Genomic DNA, 23827 nt, shown 5'->3' with positions numbered 1-23827 from the left:
CCTCTCCTCCTGTTTTTCCATATAAAAAAGCCACTTTCCGCGTGGAAAGTGGCTTGGAATTTGTAAAAAGCATAGTCAAAAACCGCACCACTTCCCTACGCAGGTATGAACCTGTTCAGGTAATGAGGGTCTAAAAGTGAACACTTTTATCTCAGCCCTTTTAAAGGACTCCCCTAGTGGATCAAATATATGATGTGTACCTCTATCTTAATCAGGAATTGTTCATTGGTCAAGGGTTCATTGTCATTCTAATTGGGCTCTTAGTCCTGCTACATACTCACGAGAGCCCGATACAAGCACACGGTCGCCGCTTCTGAGTGTCGTATCTCCATGTGGTACTAAGCTGTCTACCCCTCTGAAAATGCGGACAAATACCAAATCACCGGTGAAAGGAAATTCTCTCAGCATGACATTATGATAACGATGATTGTTCATTTGAATTTGATACAAAGAAGAATCCTCATTTGTTAGCAATCGAATCGCATCAGGTGCTTCAATCAAAGCTCTTAGCACCGTTTTAGATGACAGGAAAGTAGAAAACGTATCAATACCCGCTTCCTTCAATGTCAGCTCTGCCTCTGCTTTGTTGACACTTGCAATGACTTGTTTCGCTCCTTCTTCTTTTGCAAATAAAGCAATTTTCTTATTTTTCGTCTCACTGCCTGTTGCGACGACTAGGACATCCTCTTGGCCGACGCCTGCCTTTCTCAGCGTCTCATCGTCGTATTGTTCAATTGATTCGACTTCAAAGATAGAGTCTGCCAGCAGTGCTTCCTTATTTTCTTGAAACACATGCAAAATCCGAATGTCATATTCATCCTGATGTAAATCAAGTGTGACAGGTAAAGTCAGCTGATTTGCACCAATAAAGGTCACACGCTTCTTATGGCTTGCCGCTTGTTCTTTTTTAAACAGCGCTTTAAACCAAACAGGTGTTAAAATACTCGTTAACACAGCAACTAAAATCAGCGCTCCTGACATTTTATGATCAATGACACCGAGCCGCTCACCAATCGTCGCAGCTGCAATGACGAGAGATAGCGTTGAAGTTAATAAAAAGCCGGAGCCAATGACCTTTTTCATGTCATACCATTTTTTCAAATAAAGAATCGGGATGAGCTTACTCATAAGCAGCGCAATAAACAGCAGCGGAATCATGATCATGATGGTTGGGTCCTTAAACAGTGCCCATATATTCAGATCTACTCCAACCATCACAAAAAAGATCGGGATTAAAAATCCATAGCCAAATGAGTCCAGCTGCTGAACGAGCTCTTTATTTGGCGAAAGAAGGGACACAAGCACGCCAGCTAAAAATGCCCCAAGAATATTTTCAGCCCCGAGTGATTCAGATAAGGCAACTAAGACTATAATGAGAGTAAAGATTGCCCTTGTCCCAATTTGCACGGTTCCTTTAGACATCGACTGAAAAATTGACTTTGTCTTAAATACGCGGCCAAATAAATAAAGAAGAATGCCTGCAGCAAATAATAAGAGCAGGAGCCACATGTTCCCTGTTCCATCTCCATAAATGGAGGAAAACACAGCAAGCAAAATCATCGTGACCAAATCGGCAATGACAGCTACAAGCAGAATGATTTGACCGATATTCGTCTGCATCAACTTTTCCTCTTTTAATGTTGGAACCACTACGCCTAATGAGATGGTAGAGATAATGAGCGTCATTAAAAAGGCATTTTGGATAAACCCTGCGAGTACAAACGCATAGGACAGAATAAAAGAAATACAAAATACCCCAAGAAAAATAATGGTGGCAGCTTTAAATGTATTTGGTTCTTTTAAACCATTTGGAAGTTCTCGTGCTTTCTTCTTTGACTCAAAAGAAGAAAAATCTATTTCAAGTCCACTTAAAAACATCAGAAAAATAAAACCGAGCATGGATAATGTATCTAACCACGCATCATGTTCGACAACCAGTTGAAGACCGCTTTTCCCAATGATGAGCCCCATGATGATTTCAGCTACAACGACCGGAATGGTCAGCTTAAATCGGTGCAATAAAATAGGGGTGAAAAAGGCGACAATGATAACGACAACGAGTGATGAAACAGATGTATGCTCCATTGGCTAAAGCCTCCTAACATTCATGTTTAATTTTTTAAGTCTTACGTTAAAGCATTGATTCTAACAATTGCCCAAATGAAATGAAAGCCATTCGTTATATTTTCTAAAATTCAAACTTCTTTATATCCGACGAATGGATGAAAAAAATCAGGAGGAAACCTTATGAAATTCGATATCATTGGCGATATCCACGGCTGCTACGAAGAGCTGCTTACCCTCATACACAAACTAGGATACGAACTCAAACATGGATTACCCGTCCATCCTGATAAGAGAACGCTGGCCCTTGTTGGTGATCTAACAGATCGTGGACCTCAGTCAGTAGACGTCATGCGATTTGTCATTCATGCCTATTCACACGGCGCAATCCGTTATGTACCTGGCAACCACTGCTTTAAGCTTTATCGCTACTTAAAAGGAAATCCCGTCAAATTGCTTCATGGCATCGAAACCACAGTGAACGAAATAAAAAAACTGCCAATCCATGAACAAAACAAATTGTCACATGAATTTAAGCAGTTATTCGAGAAGGCTCCGCTTTATGATGTACTCATTCCTGATGAGCTGATCATTGCACACGCAGCGATGAAGGAAAAGGATATTGGAAAAAAGCCGAATAAACAAATGCGGTCCTATTTATTATTTGGTGCCGTCACAGGAGAAACATGGCCAGATGGACGTCCTGTTCGCAAGGACTGGGCAAAAGAGTATCTCGGAAAACCATGGATTGTGTACGGCCATACACCAGTAAAAGAACCTCGATTCGTTGGCAGAACCGTCAATATTGACACAGGCTGCGTATTTGGCAACAAGCTGTCTGCCCTCACATACCCTGAGCTTAAAACGGTCTCCGTTCCTTCATCCATGCCTTATGATGAGTCAAGATTTCAGCATTTCACATCATAAAAAACCCGGCCCTGCGCTGCAGGTGACCGGGTTTCTCTATTTAAAAAAGCAATGATTTCATATCATCAGGAAGCGGGGCTGAAAATGTCATTTGCTCACCTGTCATCGGATGAGGAAATACAAGGGTTTCACTATGCAGTGCCTGCCGGTCCATCCGCTCGGCCGTTCCGCCATACAGCGTATCTCCGATGAGCGGATACCCAAGAAATTGCATATGAACACGAATTTGATGTGTTCTCCCGGTTTCAAGCGAGAGAGACACATCCGACATGTTCAACTCGGCGATTACCGCTCGAACGGAATAATGCGTCACTGCCTCCTGCCCAGTATCATCAACCATCCGCTCGATAATACTATCCCCTTTTCGGGCAATTTTTGCAGCGATCGTTCCATGTTTTTCTGTGATCATGCCATGTGTAAACGCTCTGTATGTTCGCTTAACCGCTCCACTTTTTTGCGCCTTTGATAAAAGGCTATGGGCAAAGCGATGCTTCGCCACAAGCATGACGCCAGATGTGTCACGATCAAGACGGTTCACCAAATGAACCGTATGCCGAACAGACTGCTTGGCATAATGATGCAGCAATCCATTCGCAATATTGTGCTCAGGGTGCTCCCGAGAAGGGATCGAAGGAATATACGGCCTTTTATTCAGCACAAGGACATGCTCGTCCTCAAATATAATATCAAGCGGAATCGGTGCAGGCTTCAGCCCTTCACTCACTTTTTCCTCGGGAAATAAAATGGTGAGTCTGTCCCCTTCATGCAGCTCGCACTTCACGGTAACATGCTCTCCATTAATGAGGAGGTCACCGCCATCAAACTTAATATCCGTCAGCATTCTTTTCGAAATGCCAAGATCAATTAAATATTCCTTTAAAAGCAGCCCTTCTTCTTTGGCTGTTATGGTTTTGTTTAACGTAAAGTATTCCAGCGGGAACAACCTCTTTCTTATTCTCCTTTTCCGATAAAGGAATCTTGCACCCTTTTCCAAAACGGAAACGGTCTAAATCTGGCAAAACGGACATTCTCGTCTGCCACCCGGCATTGAATGGATTTGACGTCTTTATGAAGCAGTGTCAAATGATCAATGGTCACCTGAAAATCGACATCATTCCTCGGTTTAATCACACAAGTATGATGGTCAGGCAAAATAAGCGGTGAACCGACCGTCCGAAACACTCGGTTGTTGATTGAAGCCATTTCTGCCAGCTGAATGGCTCTAATGGAAGGATGAATAATGGCGCCACCCAGTGCCTTATTATAGGCCGTACTGCCAGATGGTGTAGACAGACAAAGGCCGTCACCTCTGAATGTTTCAAACAGCTGGCCTCTAATTTCAACATCTGCCACAAGTGTCCCTTCCATACTTTTAATTGTACATTCATTCATTGCTAAATATTTCTCTTCTCTGCCGCCGTCGTTGTATCTGACAATGACTTCTAAGATCGGATATTCCACAATATGATAAGGCGTTTTCGCAATGGCTAAGACGAGTTTTTCAATTTCACTCGGCACCCAGTCAGCATAGAAGCCAAGATGACCTGTATGAACACCGACAAAAGCTGTTTCATTTAGACGGTCGCTATAACGGTGAAACGCATAAAGAAGGGTGCCGTCTCCACCAACCGTAATGACAAGATCCGGTTCCTCTTCATTTAGTTCCATACCAAAATCCAATAAGTAGGTCTGAATTTTACTTTTGAGCGTGTCAGATACAGAATTCCCTTTTGAAGAAACTGCAAATTTCATGAATTCTTCTCCTTTTTCACCTTGCTGCTATAAGAGGGCAGCATCATATTTGATCAAACTGGCTCAGTTGTCGTTTTTCTTTTTCCGGGAAAATGCCACTTGTGCTTCTTGAATTTCCCCTCTGATTTCGGACATTTCTTCATCGAGACGAGATGCTGCCTCAGATGCTCTTTGAAGGCGCAGCTTGACCTTCTCCGGGATATTCCCACTATATTTATAATTCAGAGAATGCTCAATGGTCGCCCAAAAGTTCATCGCAAGCGTACGAATTTGGATTTCGACGAGGAGCTGTTTCTCTCCACTTACGGTTTGCAGCGGATATAACACAACAAGGTGGTAAGAGCGGTATCCGCTTTCTTTATGTTCTGCAATATAGTCGCGTTTATCTACAACCACAAAATCTTTACGTGACTGGAGCATTTTTTTCACGACTTGTATATCTTCTACAAACTGGCACATAATGCGAAGCCCAGCAATATCCTGCATCGTTTCAATCTCATGCATCGGGATGTTTTTACGCTTTGCCTTTTCTAATATGCTGGCAACGGGTTTCACTCGGCCTGTGACAAATTCTACTGGTGAATGGTCATCCTCGAATTCATACAGCTTTCGAATGCCTTTTAGTTTCACTTTTAATTCTTCGACTGCTTGTTTATACGGTGCGAGGAATTGATCCCATTGTTTTTTGTCCATGAAACTTCCCCCAATTCCATATACCTAATTATTTCAGAGGAATGTGCTTTTCACTTTCTCTTCCATATCTCCGTAATTGGCATTGTCTTTAATATTGTCGATTAAATAATGTAATTCCTGTTGAAGCTGAATGAGTTCCAGCGATTGTTCACCCGATGCCAAATAGACAGGGATGTCACGATTCATTGCTTCTTTTAATGGAGCCCATGTATGTTCCCCTAAAATAAGATACGAAAAGGACTCCTCGGTTTCAAGTATGTAAACGAACGCAAAGTGATCAGAATCAACAAGCATTTGTCCTGATGCTTTTGCTTTTTGGATTTGCTCTTCTGACTGGATTGTCAAAATCAGCCTATCTTCTTTTAAAGTTGCTTCTGTGATTTCAATTCTGTTTTGCATCATGATCTCCTTTACAACAAAGTACAGCTTTATTTTATCATATCAAGTTCAATATTGATAAACCGAACTTTTTGAGAAAATCCTGTTTTTCTCTTTTAAATGATCCTTTCCCAAGATTCTTCATTCATTTTGGTCCATACCTAAAGAAAATAGAGAGAAAAAAACAGTCTTTTACATGGTGAATACACTTCATGTACAATAATCATATTTCCTCTAATGAAAGGTTGATGTCAAAATGGCACAGGAAATTGAAATCGAACTAAAGCAATTATTAATGAAAGAAGAATTTGAACGGCTGAAACACCATTTTCAATTGAAGGATGCGGATTTCCACACGCAAACCAACTATTATTTTGATACACCTCAATTTGATATAAAATCTCAATTGGCTGCATTAAGAATGAGAGAAAAAAACGGTCAATGGGTGCTCACATTAAAAGAACCGCACGAATTAGGCTTGCTCGAAACCCACCAAACAATCGCTCCCCCATCTCAACTTGACGATTTTGAGCTGCCAGAAGGTGAAGTTGCGGACAGATTAGACCACCTGAACATTCAAAAGGATCAAATTGTGTACTTTGGTTCACTTGAAACGTCAAGAGCAGAAAAAATGATCCAAGAAGGCTTAATTGTTTTGGATCACAGCCGATATTTAACAGTAGAGGACTATGAACTTGAATTTGAAGTGAGCGACCTGGAAATCGGACAAGCCGCTTTCTCCACATTGCTCCGCAAATTTCATATTCCAGTACGAAACACGAAAAACAAAGTCGTTCGTTTTTATGAAGAAAAAATGAAAACACAGAATAGATGAATTCCTTGAAGGAGGAACATGATGAACGTCAATCAACTTCAATCCTTTATGCAGCTTCAAGCGCTTAAAACGTTACAGACAGATCCAGCACAAACGCAAATGTCTGCAGGTCAAGAATCGAATGCCCAAGCTTCATTTCAGTCGCTGCTGCAAGATTTTTTAGGCGGATCAGAATTATCACGTATCCCGCTTTCCATCTCTGCTTTTATGGGCACGGACCCGTCAACGGCTCCGAACACGCAATATGCGCGTACAAATCCATATTTATCTGCCATTTCCGGCAGTGAGCAGCTTCAGGCCCAATCTTTGTACGCAAATGACAATCAATTAAATACAGCGAATGGCATTGGAAATGTCTTAAACAACAGCTACACACCGCCGCTTCAAAAGGCAGTCTCAAGCGGCTCATCATCAAAAGAGATTAATCAAATCGTGTCACAAATGGCTCAAAAGCATGGCGTTCCCGAAAAGCTGATTCACGCGGTCATCAAGCAGGAATCCGGCTACCGCACAAATGCTGTCAGCCATGCAGGTGCGCTTGGACTCATGCAGCTCATGCCATCTACGGCTAAATCACTTGGCGTCAACAATGCCTTTGATGCCGCCCAAAACATTGAAGGCGGAACGAAGTATTTAAAACAAATGCTCCAAAAATATAACGGAAATATCTCACTCGCCTTAGCGGCCTATAATGCAGGCTCAGGAAATGTAGATAAATATGGAGGCATTCCTCCATTTAAAGAAACACAAAATTATGTAAAGAAAATCACAGCTCAATATTTCGCTTAAACCGAAGAGAATAACCTCTTCGGTTTTTTGTATGTCGCTTTTCCCCCTTTTTTGACTGAATGTGTTATGATATGGTCAATTGATCACAGAATCCGATTCTCTCTTTATTTCGAGCAGACCAAAGCGGTTTGTTTGTGGAATTGAGATGAGGTTGTTAAAATAAGTACAAGAATAGAAACAATAAAATAGAACAAACTGAATATCACTTTTGAAATAAATGAAATGCGCAATAGGGTGAGTCATCCTATTAACTACGAGTAAAAGGAGTAGTCAACATGGTACAATCGTTTAACGCACCTTACGAAGCGGTTGGAGAGGAACTTCTATCGCAACTTGTTGATACTTTTTATGAAAATGTAAAGTGTCATCCTTTGCTTCATCCTATTTTCCCGGATGACTTAAAAGAAACAGCAAGAAAACAAAAACAGTTTTTAACGCAATATTTAGGCGGACCACCGCTTTATACAGAAGAGCATGGCCACCCAATGCTGCGGGCGAGACATCTCCCTTTTCCGATTACTGAGGAGCGGGCTGACGCATGGCTTGAATGCATGGAGGATGCAATGGATCAAGTAGGATTAACCGGCGATATTCGTGACTTTTTATTTGAACGGCTTTCTCTGACGGCTCGTCATATGGTCAACCAAACACCTGAAAAGGATGGACGATCTTGAGCTGCAATACGCACGATCAATATTTCTCACACTGTCACGGACATCCTCAAAAGCCGATTGAAATCTATGTATTCATTGATCCTCTAAGCCCAGACTGCTGGTTATTAGAGCCATCCATTAAAAAGTTGAAAATGAAATATGGCCGTTTTTTCACTTTACGAACGGTAACAAGTTCTAGTATTAATGCTTTGAATCGGAAAAGAAAGAAACATTTACTGACTGAAGCATGGGGGAAATTTGCCACTAAAACGCAGACCAAAAAAGAACAAATGCTGTCTGAACAAATTGTGACATCACCCTACCTCGCCTCACTCGCACTAAAAGCAGCGGAGCTTCAAGGCAGAAAATGCGGAATGAAATTTTTGCGTCTTATTCAAGAATCACTTTTTTGCCATCAGCAAGATGTCACAAGTGAGCAGGTACTGATAGAAAATGCAAAAAGTGCTGGTCTGGACATCGAGGAATTCCAGCGGGACATTCATTCTCAAAGTGCTGTGAAAGCCCTGCAATGTGATATGAAAATTGCAGCTGAAATGGACGTAACTGAGCTTCCGACCTTCGCCTTTTTTAATACCGTAAATGGAGATGAAGGATTAAAAATTTCAGGTGCCTACTCTTATGATATATACGAGGAAATCCTTTTTGAAATGATTGGTGAAAAACCAACACCATCAGAACGGCCTCCAATTGAATGGTTTATTGCTTACTTTCAATTTGCTTCCGCAAAAGAAATAGCCGTTGTCTATGACCTGACGCTTGAAGAAGTTGAACGAGAAATGAAGAAGCTGGCTTTCGCTCAAAAGGTAGAACGTGTACAAGTGCAGCAAGAAATGTTTTGGCGCTATAAAGAGAATGACCACCATACAGATCTTGATGTCTATCGCTGTGAAAATGAACATGGGTGCTGACCCATGTTTTTCTTTACCTTCACCAGGAACATGTGTTCTGTTTATAAATACGAAGAAACCGCGCCGGGATAAGCGCGGTTTCACTATGTCTTAACGACAACAAAGGGGATGGGAGAAATTTTTCACGGTCAAACAAAGGGGTAATGTTTGTATGTGATTAATTTCACATCTGTAGTATATCAAATTTTGTCGACTTATGACAACAGATATACTATATGTTCATATTTTTGTCACAAAACATAAGAGGGTTGTCACTTTCATATAGTAAAAGTAACAAAAAAATGGGGGGATCTGCATGCGCAGCACAACTATTGGACTTGTTGCCATTGGCTTATGTTTCTTTTTAAATATATTAGGCTTAATGAAGATGCTTCCTCTTTATTTGACGTCTCCACTCTTATTTGCTTCTATTCTTTTTACGCTTTATCGAATGAATCACCGTAAGACCTTTAGAGGTTTTAAAGGTTGATGCTTGACCAGGAACGGCCTCGACATCTGAAGAGGTCTTTTTTATGAGAAAAAAACTCCTGTCAAAAGATGAGATAGCACTCACACGTCTGACAGAAGTCTTTTCATTACTCACCTGTTTTGGAGATGAGTTCTTCCATTTCTTTTAGTTTTTCTTCGAACAATTGACATGCTGCTTCGATTGGTTCTTTAGAAGCCATATCAACACCTGCTTTTTTCAGCACATTGATTGGATAATCAGAGCTTCCTGCTTTAAGGAAATCGGTGTAGCGCTCTACCGCTGGTTTTCCTTCTTGTAAGATTTGCTTGCTTAATGCCTGCGCCGCACTATAGCCTGTCGCGTATTGATACACATAATAGTTGTAATAAAAATGAGGGATTCTCGTCCACTCTAATCCGATTTCCTTATCAACCACCATGCCGTCACCAAAGTACTTCTTGTTCAGGTCGTAATAAAGGTTCGTCATAAATTCTGGCGTTAAAGCCTCTCCTTCTTGTGCTTTCACATGAATAAGATGCTCAAACTCAGCAAACATCGTTTGTCTAAATACCGTTCCTCTAAATCCTTCTAACAAGTGGTTTAATACATACAAACGCTGCTTTTTATCGTCTAAATGATTAAGCAGGTATTCGCCTAGTAACGCTTCATTTGTAGTGGAAGCCACTTCAGCTACAAAGATACTATAGTTTCCATACGGATATGGCTGGTGCTTTCTTGTATAGTAGCTGTGGACGGAATGCCCAAATTCATGAGCCAGTGTAAACAAATTATCAATATTATTTTGCCAGTTCATGAGGATATATGGATTTGTACCATAGCTCCCAGATGAATAAGCACCGCTTCGTTTCCCTTTATTCTCATAAACGTCTACCCAGCGATTTTCGAGTCCTTCTTTTAACACGGACACATATTCTTCTCCTAATGGGGCTAACCCTTTCAGCATATAATCCTTTGCTTCATCGTAGGTGAGCTTCATGCCAGCATCTTTCACAAGTGGTGTGTACAAGTCGTAATTGTGCACTTCATCAAGCTTTAATACCTTTTTACGTAATTCAATATAACGGTGTAATAACGGTAAATATTGATGAACTGTATCAATTAGATTGTCATACACTTCTTCCGGGATGCTGTTTCGTGATAGTGCTGCTTCTCTTGCCGATTTGTAATTTCGTACTTTTGCATAAAAATTATCCTTTTTAATCGAACCGCTCAGTGTAGAAGCAAGTGTATTCTTATACTGATCATACGTTTTGTACACAGCTTTAAAAGCATTCTTTCTCACTTCACGATCATCACTATTTAAAAATGTGATGAAGTTGCCGTGGGTAATCTTCTTTTCCTCCCCATTCTCATCCTTTACAGAAGGGAACGAAATGTCGGCGTTGTTAAACATACTAAACGTAGTAGATGAAGATGAAAGTGGTTCAGATGCCTCAGCTAATAAAGCTTCTTGCTCCTCACTTAAAATATGTGGACGCTCTTTATTAATTTCTTCGAGAGCATGTGAATACAGTTTTAATTCTTCTTTTTCTAGTATGAATTGCTGCAATTTATCTTCTTGAATCGATAAAATCTCTGGAACAATATAAGCAGATGTACTAGACAGCTGTGTAAATAGATTCGATGCCTTATCATTTAACGCCTGAAATGATGAGTTCGTTGTATCTTCATCATATTTCATGTGCGCATATGTATAAAGCTTGCCAAGCTTTTCAGAAAGTTGATCCTGAAAGGTGAGGGCTTCATACAGAACATCAGCAGAATGGGCCAGCTTGCCTTTAAACTGGGCCAGCTTCGGAATTTCTTTTTTGACCGCTTCGAATTCCTTGTTCCATGCATCAACGCTTTCAAAAATATCTTCAAGACGCCATTTGTTTTCTTCTTTTACTTCGCTTCTGTCTGGTAAATGATTGTTTTTGTTTTGTGAAGTCATATGAATCCCCCTTGCATGAGTTGTGTTGAACCAACCTTTCGGAAAGTGAAAGAAATTGGTGTTGTATTTATCTTCTTTGTTTTGAACTATATTTGTCAAATCATATGCAGAAATAAATACCAAACAGACTAAAAAAATGAGAAAAAAGCGTTTCTTTTGATTCAATAGCAGCACCACCTTTTTCTTATCATGATCAAAGTGGTCATGAAACATGCTAATGAAATAAGAAAGCATCTCGTTTTAACACTTCATCTAGTGTTCGTATAGGCATTTGATTCGACGATACTTCATAATTACCCTCTTTCGTCATATGTAAAAACCCTTGTCTTACAAGCGCATTTACATATGCAGTGACCACCTCTTTTATTTCTTCTCTTGAAACATCGCCATATCGGAGTTTCACTTCTTTCATTTGCACACATCGATTGATTTCCATCATCAGCTGTTGAATCGTCACTCTTCCGCTTCCTTTTTTCCGCATCATCCAATCATAGAGGCACCCCTGCCAAACATACACGGGACTTGTAAAGATATACGCTTCTTGCACCGGGATAAATAATTCAGTTGGCAAAAAAGGGAATGCTGTTTGATGATGCTCATAAAAAATATCTCTCAAACGTTTGCTTTCATTTGATAAAATGCGAGGAGGACGCAACCTAAATTGCTGTATACATTTAATCCATTGTTGGTTTACTTGACGCTTGCTTGAAGGCGGAGATAGAAATGCCGGAATTACGCGGTATGATGAAGGCGGTCTGACAGTCATGGCCGCACATATTTTCGTTGGTTGAAACACGAGGAATTGATCAAGATGGATGAACCTATTCTGGATCGGGCAGAAAAAAATCAACCGCCTTTCCTCTGATTCCCTTAAAATTCCCCAATGAATGGAGGAGAAAGAAAAAAGCTGGGCAGATTTTCGGTTTAAACGATTTGCCCCTATCATCCATATGGGAAAGAGCCCTGCCTCGCGGAGACCTGCTGTTCTTTTGCGAAGCTCTTGCCGGGAAATATTTGCACATTGAAATTCGATTGCATAGGTTTCATTTCCTATAGAGACGGTCACATCAGGACGCTGATGAATATTTGACATATACTTTTCCAGCGCAGGTTTATGTCCAAGCCCCTTCAGCCAATTCATAATAGCATCCTTTCCCGCCTGATGATAAGCCGTTTCGCCTGAGGCTAACGGACATGCTGTCAGCTGTTTATGCGCAAAATGATAGACACGATGCTCCCCTAGCTTTAATTGCACCTCCTCCCTGCACTCAGGACAATAAAATTTGCACGTCGTTCTTACATGCTCCAGACGGCTTTTCGATAGATGATGTGTCATTCGGATAAGCTTACCGTTATCCATAATTGCTGCATTCATTCAGTTCGCCCCTTGCTCTTTGATAACCGTATTATAGCTTGTTCTTCTATAAGGAAGCGAAAAGGCAAAATGAATTTTTACCGTGTCAAAAGATGATTTTAATAATCATTTCTTCAGTAAAATCAAAAATCCCCCTTATAGAAAAGGGGGAAAATATAATCTTTATAAAAGTGGTGATAATAATCTTGCGGTTGATTCAAACAGTCTGACCCTCAAAGGTCTCTTTGCGAACTCTTCTGAAACAATTTCATGTGAATGCTCTAAATCACCTAAGAAATCGTTGACGAGCTTCTCTGTGCTTTTCGTTTTATAGAGGAAGGCATTCACTTCAAAGTTCAAATGAAAGCTTCTCATATCCATGTTTGCCGTTCCAATTGAAGCCAGTTCATTATCCACAATAATAAATTTACTATGCATAAAGCCTTGATCATACTCGTACACCTTCGCCCCTGCGTCAAGAAGCTCTGGGAAGTATGAACGAGACGCATGGAAAACAATCCGTTTATCTGGATTCTTTGGAGCAATAATCCGGACATCTACTCCGCTCAATGCGGCAATTTTCAATGCTGACAAAATATCATCATCCGGGACAAAATACGGTGAAGCGATCCAGATGGACTTTTTAGCGGAGATGATCATAGAGAAAAAGAGATTTTTAATGACCTCCCACTGCTTGTCAGGCCCGCCAGCAATCATTTGTACGCCTTCTGTTGTACTCTCAAGGTGGCTGAAATCTTTGAAATAGTCCACACCTGAGCATCTTTCATTCGTCATATAATACCAATCCTGCATGAAAATCTGCTGGAGGTCACGAACAGCTTCGCCTTTAATCATCAGGTGTGTATCACGCCAGAATCCATATTGTCTGCTTCGGCCCAAGTATTCGTCTCCAATGTTAAGCCCGCCGACAAATCCCACTTCTCCATCAATTACGACAATTTTTCTATGATTTCGGAAGTTGATTTTATTATTTAAAAGGGGGAGCCTTACTGGTAAAAACGGAACGATCTGAACGCCAGCCTTTTCTAGGTCAGCAATATATTGACGAGAAAGCTTTAAGCTTCCTACATCGTCATATAAAAAACGGACAATCACGCCATTTTTCGCTTTTTCAATGAGAATCTCCTTTAATTCTTGACCAAGGTCATCGTGGCGGAGAATGTAATATTCTAAATGAATGTGATGAGTTGCTTTTTTAATCTCTTCAAAAATATGAGAGAATGTTTCTTCACCATTGGTTAAGACTTTAGAGGACGTGCGATATGTAATAGGAGTATGTCCGAGTCTGTGGGCCAGCTTAAATAAGAGCTGCTGATGATCACCCATATGCGTCATTTTTTCAATCGCTTCTCTATGGATACGTTCATCTTCCTGGATTAACTTCTCGTCCAATACCGCCTTCTTTTCAAACAGCCGGCGCTTTTTGATATTGCGTCCAAAGAAAATGTAGAACAAAAAGCCGAATAACGGAAAGCTGCCAAGCAGGACAAGCCATGTAATCGTTTGAGACGGATTCCGGTTCTCCAAGAAAATAACAAATCCGATGAAAATAATCGATAAAGTAAATAGAACACTGACAGAACTTAATACACTTACCGCTAAATCACCGACAATCAATTGGATGATTAAATAAGCACCTATCGTAATGATTAGAAAAAATAGAACTTTGACTAAATTTCTCATTTCATTTTTCTCCTTGCCGATCTCTTTATTTACCTATTCATTCAGATAAAAAAGCCGATTCCTCTATAGAAATCGACTTTTTGTTAGTTACGAGAAGTGCTGTTGAATCGTTTCAAGGGCATTCCCTTCGATAATCAGCTGACCGTATTCTTTCAGTCTGTAGATGCTGACCACTGATTCATGAGCATATTCAAGCAAAATGCTGAGCTTATTCTCCACTTGCTCATCTGACAAATCCTCGTGGAAGTCAACATATAGATAATAACGGTTTTCAAACGAATATAAACTTGTGGTAAAATCCTGCATATTTAATTGAGAAAGTGCAATCAAATCTTCAAAGTCATCCATTTTTAACACAAATTGAAGTTGAAGTTTTTTGTCCTTCTCATTATGTTCTTCTTGATCTTGCTCTTCTTTATGAAAATCATCAAGCAGTGCGTCTAAGCTTTCTTCATCTGTTTGATCTTTTTTATCTTCTGGAATCGGCAATTCGAGCTTTTGTCCATCTTTAGAAAGTTGGGCTTTTGTCACGACAATTTCAAGACCTTTGTCAAGTGCCTGTACTTGAATCCAAAGCGGTCCCTCTACTGCAAATTCTTCTTCTTCGTGCACTTCGTCCATTACTTCCCAAAACAGCTCTTCACTGCGCTCACGATTATACCAAATCTCTTCACGGTCAAATCCGCGATCTTCAATATCACCGTAGGAAATATAAAATTTTACTGTATGTTCATTTATTCTTTCGATTTCCATTTTGCCAACCTTCCCTTCTATATAAGATGTTGAAGGGACATACAAGCTCCCAATTAATAGTACTTTACTACACTTTACCCGTTCCGTCTACATGTTAACCGTTTAAAGAATTGAGGTATTGCTTCGTACTGTCTATTTTATGATAAAACATGAATAAAAGAAATAAAAACGCATTTTTTGCAGAGAAAACTTGCAGAAACATATATTTGAATTGTCCTCATATATTGGTTGTACGAGCTTTATTAGGACAAGAGGTGAAATGGATGGAAACAGAGTGGATCGTATCCTTACTGATGATTATTGGCATAGACCTGATTTTAGGCGGAGATAATGCACTCATCATTGCGATGGCCAGTCGAAGTTTATCACATGACAAACGCAATAAAGCCATTTGGATCGGCACTCTTTTAGCCGTGTTGATGAGAATTACAATGACTGGTGCCGCCGTTTATTTATTGACTATCCCTTATTTGCAGTTTATTGGCGGTCTTTTTCTCCTTTATATAGGATACAATCTGTTAATTGAACAAAAGAAGGAATCCATTCGGATTAAGAGCAGCGGCTCCCTTTGGCGTGCAGTTCAAACCATTGTGATTGCCGACCTCTTTATGTCACTTGATAATGTCATCGCAGTTGCAGGTGCAGCAAAAGGGAACATGCTTCTGACCGCGTTTGGCCTCATGATTTCTGTACCGATTATTATTTGGGGAAGCAAACTGATTCATGCAGCTTTAACTAAAATTCCGTTTCTTTTATACGGAGGAAGTGCACTTTTGGCCTTTACTGGCGGAGAAATGATTGTGCGTGATGTGAAATTGACTGAATTTATGTCACAGCATGCCACGCTTGAATTGATGCTACCGTTTTTAACCGTCATTACTGTCATATTAGCAAGCCTCTTTTACGAACAAACGGCTGAAAACAAATAAAAAAAGCTGCCAAATGATCGGCAGCTTTTCGCGTTTTTATTAGTTAGCAAGTCGCTGAGCTTCTCTTAGTTGGAATGTACGAACCGTTCTTGGTAAGAAACGTCTAATTTCATCTTCATTGTACCCAACTTGTAATCTTTTTTCATCCAAGATAATTGGACGACGCAAAAGACCTGGATGCTCATTGATTAGTTTATACAATTGTTGAAGCGGCATTGTCTCAACATTGACATTTAGTTTTTGGAATACTTTTGAACGTGTTGAGATAATTTCGTCTGTACCGTCTTCTGTCATTCGAAGAATTTCTTTGATTTCATCGATTGAAAGAGGCTCAGAAAAAATGTTTCTCTCTTGATATGGGATATTGTGCTCTTCTAACCACGCTCTTGCTTTTCTACATGATGTACAGCTTGGTGATGTGTATAATGTTACCATAAATCTTCACTCCTCAATTTGTAGAATGAATATTGATCTGTATTCTTAAATTAAAATTGTTCTAAATAAGTAATCTTTATAGTGATTATACTATAAAAAAGTAAGTGTGAACAGATTTTCTTGCAATTTTTGTGACAAAAACTAGACAATTTCATTCATTTTGTCGTGCTGCTGGATGTCAGAACATTCTCATTTACTCGAGATGATCGAAAATATTTTTTTGCTTTCTATTTTCAATGATCTTCAATACATCATCAACATCCTCATACGATTGTCCATACCATTCTTCATCTTTATACGTATGGATTCGTTCATAGGTCTTCCTCATGGCTTCCATGATCTCTTCCTCATGATTTGTAAGAGGCGACCAATAAAGAATTTCCATGCGGTTCACTTCATTAGTTGCAAGTGACCTGCGTTTATAACCGATTGATTCTGCATGCTTGAAGTGCTCTCTTTGGTAAAACTTTAGGCGTTTTGCAGTATCTGCATCATCTTCATCTACAGGCTCGACCTCAAGCAAGATCGGTTTCTTTTTTTCCTTCAGCTTATGAATAAGCTTTGACCCGAGGCCTTCACCTCTTGCATCTTTGGAAACAAATAAATAATCAATAAAGATGAAAGAATCAAATTCGGCGTACATCATCACATGATGAGGTCCTTCCTCCTTATGATAAATATCACTTCTTTCCTTTAATAAAGCTTCCATATGCTCTTTTGACTTCATTTCTTCTATCGGGAAGTATTCACTGAGCTTTTCATACCAATTCATGGATTTGCTCCTTATGCTATAGTTAAGAACCACTTCCTTAGATATTCCCGATTTCCTGCTATTTAAACGCCTGTACTAGTAAGACGCAGCAAAGTCTAAAGTAGTTTCACTTTTTTTCAATTAACGAAAAAAAAGTTTTATAACGAACGATTCATGACGAGTTGAATACAGACAAACAGGATAATTGTCATCGCAATTTGAAGCATGATGAAATAAAGATATTTTACGCGCCGTGCTTCTTTCTTCTGACCGCTTGTCTTTCGGTTAAGCAAATATTCCACCGAAAAAGACACAATCCCAATGAGCACCATAAACGCGAGCATCCACTTTCCTCCGTTTGGTTTCCTGAAAAAAGACGTTGAAAAAAGCATGAATACAAGGAGAACATGAAGCAATGAATAACGATAAGTTTTCCAATTTAACATTTGATTTCCTCCGGTATCTGCTTGCACTTAACTAAAAATTACCATCATCTTGTTTTTTTGTAAAATAAAAAAAGAAGCACTGACTTAGCAGTGCTTCTTCCTTCTTATGATTGTTTCGCCTGTAGCTCTTTGAATTCTTCCTCTGTGCAGCTCACAAAGTGACCTGGCTTCACTTCACGGAACTCGGTGTTTGTTCCTTTGTGAACAGATGGATCATACTTGATTCGTTTGCGGTTACGCTCATAATCAGGATCTGGGAGCGGAATCGCAGACAGCAATGATTTTGTATATGGATGCAGCGGGTTTTCGTATAATTCATTCGCTGGTGCCAGCTCAACCAATTTTCCGAAATACATCACGCCGATACGATCGCTGATGTATTTTACCATGGACAGGTCATGCGCAATGAATAAATACGTTAAGCCTTTTTCCTCTTGAAGCTCTTTCAATAAGTTGACGACCTGCGCTTGGATCGACACGTCTAATGCAGAGATTGGTTCATCAGCGATGATGAAATCTGGCTCAACTGCTAATGCACGTGCAATTCCAATACGCTGCCTTTGACCACCTGAGAATTCATGCGGGTATCTGTTCGCATGCTCTTTGTTCAAGCCAACAGTTTCAAGTAATTGGAACACACGCTCTTTACGCGCCTGTTTTGTTTTTGCAAGGCCATGAATGTCGATGCCCTCTGCAATGATGTCAAGCACTGTCATTCTAGGGTTGAGTGAAGCATATGGATCTTGGAAGATCATCTGCATTTGACGGTTGAACTCAAGCATTTTTTGTCTTGATTTCTTCCCGTGTACATTTTCTCCCTTATAAAGAACTTCACCATCTGTTGCATCATAAAGTCTAATGATCGAACGGCCCGTAGTGGATTTACCACAGCCAGACTCACCTACAAGACCTAGCGTTTCACCTTTGTAAATATCAAATGAAACCCCATCAACTGCTTTTACAGTTCCTCTTGCTGTATGGAAATGCTGTTTCAAATTTTTGATTTCTAACAGTTTTTCTGCCATGCTATTCACCCTCTTTTACTAATACAGGTTTTTCGTAGCTACCTTCTAGTTCACGCATTCTCGCCTTTACAGAAGCAGGCGGTTCAACTTTAGGTGCATTCGGATGAAGTAGCCATGATTTCACATAATGCGTATCTGATACTTTGAACATTGGCGGTTCTTGTTCAAAGTCAATTTTCATTGCATAATCGCTGCGGAGTGCAAATGCATCTCCTTTCGGCGGGTTTGTCAGATCTGGCGGTGTTCCTGGAATGGCAGTCAGCTTTCCTTCATCTCCGCCATCTGTGTCAAGACTCGGCATGGATGCTAAAAGTCCCCATGTATACGGATGCTTAGGATTGTAGAAAATTTCATCGACAGTCCCTGTCTCCACAATCTGTCCTGCATACATAACAGCTACACGATCAGCGACGTTGGCAACAACACCTAGATCATGCGTAATAAAGATAATCGAAGTGTCAACCTTTTGCTGAATTTCTTTCATTAATTCTAAAATTTGTGCTTGAATTGTTACATCAAGTGCAGTCGTCGGCTCATCGGCAATCAGCAGCTTTGGATCTGCTGCAAGCGCCATGGCGATGACAACCCTTTGTCTCATACCGCCACTAAATTCGTGGGGATATTGTTTAATTCTTTTTTCAGGCATCGGAATTCCTACAAGCTTCAATAGTTCAATGGCTCTTTTTTCAGCCGCTTCTTTTGAAATTTGTTCATGCTTGAACAGCACTTCTGTAATTTGTTTCCCGACCTTCATCGTTGGATTCAAAGACGTCATCGGATCTTGGAAGATCATTGAGATGTCTTTTCCTCGAATGGTTTGCATTTGTTTCTCGGTTTTCTTGACAATATCTTGCCCATCAAACAGAATCTGTCCGCGCTTGAAATAACCCGGCGGCATCGGAATTAATCTCATGATGGCCTGTGATGTCACACTTTTACCTGAGCCAGATTCACCTACAATAGCAAGTGTCTCGCCTTTATTTAAGTGGAAGTTCACACCACGAATGGCTTGAACCTCTCCACCATATGTTTTAAATGAGATTGCAAGGTCTTTCACCTCTAGAATACGTTCACGTTCCATCCTAATCACTCCTTATTTACGCAACTTCGGATCTAAAGCGTCTCTTAGTCCGTCTCCAACCACGTTAAAACCAAACATTGTAATACAGATAAATGCGGCTGGGAACCATAATCTCCAAGGGTAGTAAGTCATTGCTGGAATCCCGTCTGACGCCATCGTTCCCCAACTTGCTAATGGCTGAGGCACACCAAGCCCTAGGTAACTTAAGAATGCTTCCGTGAAAATAGCAGAAGGAATCGTTAATGTCATCGTCACAAGAATTGGTCCCATTGAGTTAGGAATTAAGTGTTTAAATAAAAGTCTAGATGTTTTCGCACCTAATGTTTGTGCTGCAAGAACGTATTCTTGACTCTTTAATTGTAAAACCTGGCCCCGAACAATACGTGCCATGTTAATCCAGCCTACGACTGTCATGGCGAGGATAATCGTTAATAATCCTTTTGGCAGAACAACCATCATTAAGATAACCATTAATAGTGTTGGAATTGCCCATAAAACGTCTGCGATACGCATCATCACTTCATCTGTACGGCCGCCTTTGAACGCAGCAATACTTCCCCAGATAATACCGATGATCACGTCAAGGACCGCTGCAGCAAGACCGATGAAGATCGAAATTCTTGCCCCGACCCATGTACGGACAAACATGTCACGTCCTAAATCATCTGTACCGAACCAGTGCTCTTTTGAAGGCGGCTGGTCCGCATTCAGCAAATCAGTCGTGGAGTAATCATATTTAGAAAACATCGGAACAAAGATGGCCAGCATCACAATAATAAAAATGATTGTGAGTCCAACCATTGCAAGTTTATTGGCACGGAAGCGAAGCATGGCATCCTTCCATAAAGATAGACTAGGTTTAGTAATTTTTTCAGATTCTGCTGCGTCAGCTGTCGCAGGCACAAATAAATCTTTTCTCATCTCTTCCATGTGTTAGACCCCTTTCTTCGCCTTCGTCAGTTTAATTCTAGGATCGATAATACCGTAGAGGACGTCAACGACTAGAATACTGATTAATAGAATAATACTGTAGAAGACTGTAACACCCATGATGACGGTGTAATCACGGTTTGTAATGCTTGTGACAAAGTGAGAGCCTAATCCAGGGATACCAAAAATCTTCTCAACGACAAAACTGCCTGTTAAAACTGAAGCAGCCATTGGTCCCATGTATGTGATAACAGGTAACAATGCGTTTCGGATGGCGTGTTTGATCGTCACAGCAGATTTTGTTAATCCTTTCGCTCTAGCCGTTCTAATGTAGTCACTATTTAGTACTTCAAGCATACTTGACCGTGCAAGTCTAGCGATAAATGCCATTGGCATGAAGGAAAGTGCAATAGAAGGTAGTACGGTGCTGGCCCAAGACTCCCATCCTGCAACTGGGAAAATCGCTAAAAAGCTTGCCTCAGATGCAAAAACATATTGTAGTAGCGCTGCTAAAATAAAACTTGGAACTGAAATTCCAAATATCGTTAAAATGGCAATCGTATAGTCTTGCCACTTGTTATGATAAAGCGCTGCAAGGACCCCAAACAATACACCAAATGCTAATGCGAGGAGAATTGCCTCAATTCCGAGGGTAAAGGAAACGGGGAATCCAGAACTGATTAAGTCATTTACAGTTTGTCCTTTATATTTAAATGAGGGACCAAAATCTAATGTTGCAACTGAACCTAGGTAGCTTACATATTGAACAAATAAGGGCTTGTCCAATCCGTAGTGCTCGTTTAGGTTTGCTTCAATTTCAGCAGGAAGCTTCTTCTCACCAGAGAATGGACCACCAGGTGCTGCCTGCATGAGAAAGAAAGTTGCAGTTACAATAACAAACAGTGTGATTAAAATATATATTAATCGCTTACCGATATATTTAAGCAACGGAATTGCACCTCCATGATTTTACAACAATTTCTCTAATCAGCAAGAAAGGTATATGGAGAGACATCCTCCATATACCTTAAGATCCTTGCCGTAGATCTCTTACACTATAACTATTACTTTTCGAAATGTGCCCATTTGTATTGAGCATCACCAAGACCAGATACAACTACACCTTTTAGTTTTGGATCTTGTACCCAAAGCTGAGTATAGAAGTAGATTGGTGCTACAGGCATATCGTTGATGAGAATTTCTTCTGCTTTTTTCAGCATTTCTTCACGCTTTGTTTTATCTGTTTCTTTTGCAGAATCATTCAACAATTGTTTATATTCCTTGCTTTCCCATCCAGTGTCGTTGTTCCCACCGTCTTTATCTTTGTAAAGCTCAAGGAAGTTCACTGGATCGTTAAAGTCACCTAACCAGCCCATACGTCCGATTTGGTAATCGCCACTGTGAAGTTTATCGATATAAACATTCCACTCAGAGTTATCAAGTTCTACTTTTAATCCTAAGTCTTTCTTCCACATTTCTTGAATTGCTTGTGCAATCTTTTGGTGGGCTTCATCTGTGTTGTAAGACAATTTCAATGTTGGAAGATCAGAAACTGACTTATAGCCTAATTCTTTTGCACCTTTTTCAAGGAGATCTTTTGCTGCTGTTACATCATGATCTTTGAAGTAGCCAGTTTTGTTGCCCTCGAAACCTTCCATTGTTGGAGGAACGATTGCCATGGCAGGAACTTGTTCACCTTGCGTAATTTTGTCAACGATCGCTTGACGGTTAATTGAGTATGCAAGTGCCTTACGGATGTTTACATTGTTTAAAGGTTTTACTTCAGTGTTGAATTTATAGTTATAAACACCTGCGATCGTTTGAATTTTTAGACCGCCATCTTTTTTCAATTTTTGTAGAGACTCAGTTGGAAGGTTTCCAGTTGGAGAACCAGCCCAGTCAAGCTCGCCTTTTTGGAACATGCTAAGCTCAGTGTTCGTATCTTTGATCATAGACATGTTGATCTTTTTCAATTTCACAGTATCTTTATCCCAGTAATCGTTGTTCTTTTCAAGCGTGATAGAACCGCCATGTTTCCATTTAGATAGAACGAATGGTCCGTTAGATACGTAGTTTTCACCAGCATTCGTGTACCAGTTTTTATTCTTTTCAGCCACTTTTTTGTTGACTGGCATATAAGTATAGAATGCAGTTAGTTCAGTAAAGAACGGTGTTGGGTTCTCTAGCTCTACTACAAGCGTTTTGTCGTCTTTAGCTTTAATGCCAACATCAGCAACTTTCGCTTTCCCTTTATTCGCTGCTTCAGCACCTTTAATATAGTAAAGCTGGTAAGCATATTGAGATTCATTTTTAGGATCTAATGCCCATTTCCAAGCATATTCGAAATCTTCTGCTTTTACAGGGTCACCATTAGACCATTTTGCATCACGAAGTGTAAATGTATAAGTTTTACCATCAGCACTTGTTTTGATATCAGAAGCCATTGCGTTTTCTGGCTTTCCTTCAGCGTTAATTCTTGTTAACCCTTCAAAAGTCTGACGGATGACACTACCTGAAGTTGAATCATTTGCCAATCCCGGATGTAGAGAAAAAGGCTCAGTGGAGATATTCACATTTAATGTTGTTTTAGCCTCTCCAGAACTGCTGTCGCCTGATTTGTTTCCGCTGAAACCACAAGCGCTTAATACAAGTGTGAAAATAAGCATTAAAGTAACAACAGACCAACGCTTTTTCAACTGTATTCCCCCTTATAATATGTTTTTAGTTCAAAGGTCTCGATAGAAGATGAGATTCAGATTTAAGAAATAGCGTAAAAAAGTCCCTAAATAGCTTACTTTCTATTTCTTTTGTTTTTTCTGAATTTTCACTATGTAAAGAGCCTAGCACAAACGTGTGAACAAATTCATTATAATGAATAGAATAATTTATTGCAATATTAATTTCATATATTTTTTAAAAACGTAAATGGGGATAAAGAGGGATTTTTATAAACTAAAGTCTCAATCACTTCAACAAATTAAAGCGTAAATTGATTAA

The 23827-nt window shown here is 40.0% G+C and carries 24 protein-coding genes and 1 riboswitch; of the genes, 7 read left to right on the top strand and 17 right to left on the bottom strand.

The genetic code is table 11. The annotated features are described in order from the left end of the window. Window positions 1–75: 75 nt before the first annotated feature. A riboswitch (TPP riboswitch) is annotated at window positions 76–185 on the bottom strand. A 58-nt stretch (window positions 186–243) separates the two neighbouring features. After that, window positions 244–2085 (bottom strand): monovalent cation:proton antiporter family protein, encoded by a 1842-nt coding sequence (locus BAE31_RS15375; protein ID WP_041110153.1) that lies wholly within the window; start codon window positions 2083–2085, stop codon window positions 244–246. A gap of 162 nt (window positions 2086–2247) precedes the next feature. Between BAE31_RS15375 and prpE the strand changes: the two genes are divergently transcribed. Further along, complete coding sequence (gene prpE / locus BAE31_RS15370; RefSeq protein ID WP_076840873.1) at window positions 2248–2991, top strand: bis(5'-nucleosyl)-tetraphosphatase PrpE; 744 nt, start codon at window positions 2248–2250, stop codon at window positions 2989–2991. Window positions 2992–3031: 40 nt separating this feature from the next. Here the strand turns inward: prpE and BAE31_RS15365 are convergent, their stop codons facing one another. The 4 genes from BAE31_RS15365 to BAE31_RS15350 form a co-directional block, all read right to left on the bottom strand. Next, the gene (locus BAE31_RS15365) at window positions 3032–3925 is read right to left on the bottom strand and encodes an RluA family pseudouridine synthase (protein ID WP_076840956.1); all 894 of its coding nucleotides are present in this window, start codon (window positions 3923–3925) and stop codon (window positions 3032–3034) included. Window positions 3926–3942: 17 nt separating this feature from the next. Next, window positions 3943–4743, bottom strand: a complete 801-nt coding sequence (locus BAE31_RS15360) for an NAD kinase (RefSeq protein ID WP_003211364.1) — start codon at window positions 4741–4743, stop codon at window positions 3943–3945. 63 nt (window positions 4744–4806) lie between these two features. Further along, the gene (gene yjbM, locus BAE31_RS15355) at window positions 4807–5436 is read right to left on the bottom strand and encodes a GTP diphosphokinase (protein WP_075622820.1); all 630 of its coding nucleotides are present in this window, start codon (window positions 5434–5436) and stop codon (window positions 4807–4809) included. Between the two features lie 33 nt (window positions 5437–5469). Beyond that, complete coding sequence (locus BAE31_RS15350; RefSeq protein WP_041110150.1) at window positions 5470–5835, bottom strand: UPF0738 family protein; 366 nt, start codon at window positions 5833–5835, stop codon at window positions 5470–5472. A gap of 235 nt (window positions 5836–6070) precedes the next feature. Here BAE31_RS15350 and BAE31_RS15345 point away from each other — a divergent pair, with 235 nt between their 5' ends. The 5 genes from BAE31_RS15345 to BAE31_RS19730 all read left to right on the top strand — a co-directional run bounded on the left by BAE31_RS15345 (window position 6071) and on the right by BAE31_RS19730 (window position 9489). Next, window positions 6071–6649 carry a CYTH domain-containing protein gene (locus tag BAE31_RS15345; RefSeq protein ID WP_076840872.1) on the top strand — a complete coding sequence of 193 codons (579 nt, stop codon included), beginning with the start codon at window positions 6071–6073 and terminating at the stop codon, window positions 6647–6649. A gap of 21 nt (window positions 6650–6670) precedes the next feature. Beyond that, the gene (locus BAE31_RS15340; protein ID WP_076840871.1) at window positions 6671–7438 is read left to right on the top strand and encodes a lytic transglycosylase domain-containing protein; all 768 of its coding nucleotides are present in this window, start codon (window positions 6671–6673) and stop codon (window positions 7436–7438) included. A 275-nt stretch (window positions 7439–7713) separates the two neighbouring features. After that, window positions 7714–8112, top strand: a complete 399-nt coding sequence (locus tag BAE31_RS15335; RefSeq protein ID WP_008355333.1) for a globin domain-containing protein — start codon at window positions 7714–7716, stop codon at window positions 8110–8112. Beyond that, window positions 8109–9020: a ClpXP adapter SpxH family protein gene (locus tag BAE31_RS15330; protein WP_076840870.1), complete on the top strand. Its 912-nt coding sequence runs from the start codon at window positions 8109–8111 to the stop codon at window positions 9018–9020. The genes BAE31_RS15335 and BAE31_RS15330 overlap by 4 nt, the downstream gene beginning before the upstream one ends. Before the next feature lie 295 nt (window positions 9021–9315). Further along, on the top strand, window positions 9316–9489 hold the full coding sequence (locus tag BAE31_RS19730; protein ID WP_024425034.1) for a hypothetical protein: 174 nt from the start codon (window positions 9316–9318) through the stop codon (window positions 9487–9489). A 106-nt stretch (window positions 9490–9595) separates the two neighbouring features. On the opposite strand, the gene pepF is transcribed toward BAE31_RS19730, so the two are convergent. The 4 genes from pepF to mecA form a co-directional block, all read right to left on the bottom strand. Continuing rightward, on the bottom strand, window positions 9596–11422 hold the full coding sequence (gene pepF, locus BAE31_RS15325) for an oligoendopeptidase F (RefSeq protein WP_281733681.1): 1827 nt from the start codon (window positions 11420–11422) through the stop codon (window positions 9596–9598). A gap of 214 nt (window positions 11423–11636) precedes the next feature. Beyond that, window positions 11637–12797 (bottom strand): competence protein CoiA, encoded by a 1161-nt coding sequence (locus tag BAE31_RS15320; protein WP_076840869.1) that lies wholly within the window; start codon window positions 12795–12797, stop codon window positions 11637–11639. Window positions 12798–12959: 162 nt separating this feature from the next. Next, the gene (gene cls / locus BAE31_RS15315; protein ID WP_076840868.1) at window positions 12960–14480 is read right to left on the bottom strand and encodes a cardiolipin synthase; all 1521 of its coding nucleotides are present in this window, start codon (window positions 14478–14480) and stop codon (window positions 12960–12962) included. An 87-nt stretch (window positions 14481–14567) separates the two neighbouring features. Continuing rightward, window positions 14568–15233: an adaptor protein MecA gene (gene mecA / locus BAE31_RS15310; protein ID WP_041110140.1), complete on the bottom strand. Its 666-nt coding sequence runs from the start codon at window positions 15231–15233 to the stop codon at window positions 14568–14570. A gap of 263 nt (window positions 15234–15496) precedes the next feature. Here mecA and BAE31_RS15305 point away from each other — a divergent pair, with 263 nt between their 5' ends. Further along, a complete protein-coding gene (locus BAE31_RS15305) occupies window positions 15497–16162 on the top strand; it encodes a TerC family protein (protein ID WP_076840867.1) in 666 nt (221 codons plus the stop codon). 39 nt (window positions 16163–16201) lie between these two features. On the opposite strand, the gene spxA is transcribed toward BAE31_RS15305, so the two are convergent. From spxA to BAE31_RS15265, 8 genes are all read right to left on the bottom strand, one after another. Beyond that, the gene (spxA, locus tag BAE31_RS15300; RefSeq protein ID WP_003211421.1) at window positions 16202–16597 is read right to left on the bottom strand and encodes a transcriptional regulator SpxA; all 396 of its coding nucleotides are present in this window, start codon (window positions 16595–16597) and stop codon (window positions 16202–16204) included. A gap of 193 nt (window positions 16598–16790) precedes the next feature. Beyond that, a complete protein-coding gene (locus BAE31_RS15295) occupies window positions 16791–17369 on the bottom strand; it encodes a GNAT family N-acetyltransferase (RefSeq protein WP_034282062.1) in 579 nt (192 codons plus the stop codon). Window positions 17370–17506: 137 nt separating this feature from the next. Beyond that, window positions 17507–17794: a hypothetical protein gene (locus BAE31_RS15290; RefSeq protein ID WP_076840866.1), complete on the bottom strand. Its 288-nt coding sequence runs from the start codon at window positions 17792–17794 to the stop codon at window positions 17507–17509. A gap of 104 nt (window positions 17795–17898) precedes the next feature. Next, on the bottom strand, window positions 17899–18819 hold the full coding sequence (locus BAE31_RS15285) for an ABC transporter ATP-binding protein (RefSeq protein ID WP_047201797.1): 921 nt from the start codon (window positions 18817–18819) through the stop codon (window positions 17899–17901). A 1-nt stretch (window position 18820) separates the two neighbouring features. Further along, window positions 18821–19900 (bottom strand): ABC transporter ATP-binding protein, encoded by a 1080-nt coding sequence (locus tag BAE31_RS15280; protein WP_076840865.1) that lies wholly within the window; start codon window positions 19898–19900, stop codon window positions 18821–18823. 12 nt (window positions 19901–19912) lie between these two features. Further along, window positions 19913–20830 (bottom strand): ABC transporter permease, encoded by a 918-nt coding sequence (locus tag BAE31_RS15275; protein WP_076840864.1) that lies wholly within the window; start codon window positions 20828–20830, stop codon window positions 19913–19915. Window positions 20831–20833: 3 nt separating this feature from the next. Then, window positions 20834–21778, bottom strand: a complete 945-nt coding sequence (locus BAE31_RS15270; RefSeq protein ID WP_076840863.1) for an ABC transporter permease — start codon at window positions 21776–21778, stop codon at window positions 20834–20836. A 116-nt stretch (window positions 21779–21894) separates the two neighbouring features. After that, window positions 21895–23526, bottom strand: a complete 1632-nt coding sequence (locus tag BAE31_RS15265; protein WP_076840862.1) for a peptide ABC transporter substrate-binding protein — start codon at window positions 23524–23526, stop codon at window positions 21895–21897. Window positions 23527–23827: the final 301 nt, after the last annotated feature.

It is taken from the genome of Bacillus sp. I-2, from assembly GCF_001974945.1.
In the GTDB taxonomy this organism is placed as follows: domain Bacteria; phylum Bacillota; class Bacilli; order Bacillales; family Bacillaceae; genus Bacillus; species Bacillus safensis.
The sequence above is the reverse complement of the archived record's forward strand: the minus strand, read 5'-3'. Positions and strand labels throughout refer to the sequence as shown.

What these genes read in the sequence shown, in the direction of transcription:
- BAE31_RS15375 (WP_041110153.1), bottom strand. Translation starts at nt 2,085, where the DNA reads ATGGAGCATACATCTGTTTCATCACTCGTTGTCGTTATCATTGTCGCC.
- prpE (WP_076840873.1), top strand. Translation starts at nt 2,248, where the DNA reads ATGAAATTCGATATCATTGGCGATATCCACGGCTGCTACGAAGAGCTG.
- BAE31_RS15360 (WP_003211364.1), bottom strand. Translation starts at nt 4,743, where the DNA reads ATGAAATTTGCAGTTTCTTCAAAAGGGAATTCTGTATCTGACACGCTC.
- yjbM (WP_075622820.1), bottom strand. Translation starts at nt 5,436, where the DNA reads ATGGACAAAAAACAATGGGATCAATTCCTCGCACCGTATAAACAAGCA.
- BAE31_RS15350 (WP_041110150.1), bottom strand. Translation starts at nt 5,835, where the DNA reads ATGCAAAACAGAATTGAAATCACAGAAGCAACTTTAAAAGAAGATAGG.
- BAE31_RS15345 (WP_076840872.1), top strand. Translation starts at nt 6,071, where the DNA reads ATGGCACAGGAAATTGAAATCGAACTAAAGCAATTATTAATGAAAGAA.
- BAE31_RS15340 (WP_076840871.1), top strand. Translation starts at nt 6,671, where the DNA reads ATGAACGTCAATCAACTTCAATCCTTTATGCAGCTTCAAGCGCTTAAA.
- BAE31_RS15335 (WP_008355333.1), top strand. Translation starts at nt 7,714, where the DNA reads ATGGTACAATCGTTTAACGCACCTTACGAAGCGGTTGGAGAGGAACTT.
- BAE31_RS19730 (WP_024425034.1), top strand. Translation starts at nt 9,316, where the DNA reads ATGCGCAGCACAACTATTGGACTTGTTGCCATTGGCTTATGTTTCTTT.
- pepF (WP_281733681.1), bottom strand. Translation starts at nt 11,422, where the DNA reads ATGACTTCACAAAACAAAAACAATCATTTACCAGACAGAAGCGAAGTA.
- BAE31_RS15320 (WP_076840869.1), bottom strand. Translation starts at nt 12,797, where the DNA reads ATGAATGCAGCAATTATGGATAACGGTAAGCTTATCCGAATGACACAT.
- cls (WP_076840868.1), bottom strand. Translation starts at nt 14,480, where the DNA reads ATGAGAAATTTAGTCAAAGTTCTATTTTTTCTAATCATTACGATAGGT.
- mecA (WP_041110140.1), bottom strand. Translation starts at nt 15,233, where the DNA reads ATGGAAATCGAAAGAATAAATGAACATACAGTAAAATTTTATATTTCC.
- BAE31_RS15305 (WP_076840867.1), top strand. Translation starts at nt 15,497, where the DNA reads ATGGAAACAGAGTGGATCGTATCCTTACTGATGATTATTGGCATAGAC.
- spxA (WP_003211421.1), bottom strand. Translation starts at nt 16,597, where the DNA reads ATGGTAACATTATACACATCACCAAGCTGTACATCATGTAGAAAAGCA.
- BAE31_RS15295 (WP_034282062.1), bottom strand. Translation starts at nt 17,369, where the DNA reads ATGAATTGGTATGAAAAGCTCAGTGAATACTTCCCGATAGAAGAAATG.
- BAE31_RS15290 (WP_076840866.1), bottom strand. Translation starts at nt 17,794, where the DNA reads ATGTTAAATTGGAAAACTTATCGTTATTCATTGCTTCATGTTCTCCTT.
- BAE31_RS15285 (WP_047201797.1), bottom strand. Translation starts at nt 18,819, where the DNA reads ATGGCAGAAAAACTGTTAGAAATCAAAAATTTGAAACAGCATTTCCAT.
- BAE31_RS15280 (WP_076840865.1), bottom strand. Translation starts at nt 19,900, where the DNA reads ATGGAACGTGAACGTATTCTAGAGGTGAAAGACCTTGCAATCTCATTT.
- BAE31_RS15275 (WP_076840864.1), bottom strand. Translation starts at nt 20,830, where the DNA reads ATGGAAGAGATGAGAAAAGATTTATTTGTGCCTGCGACAGCTGACGCA.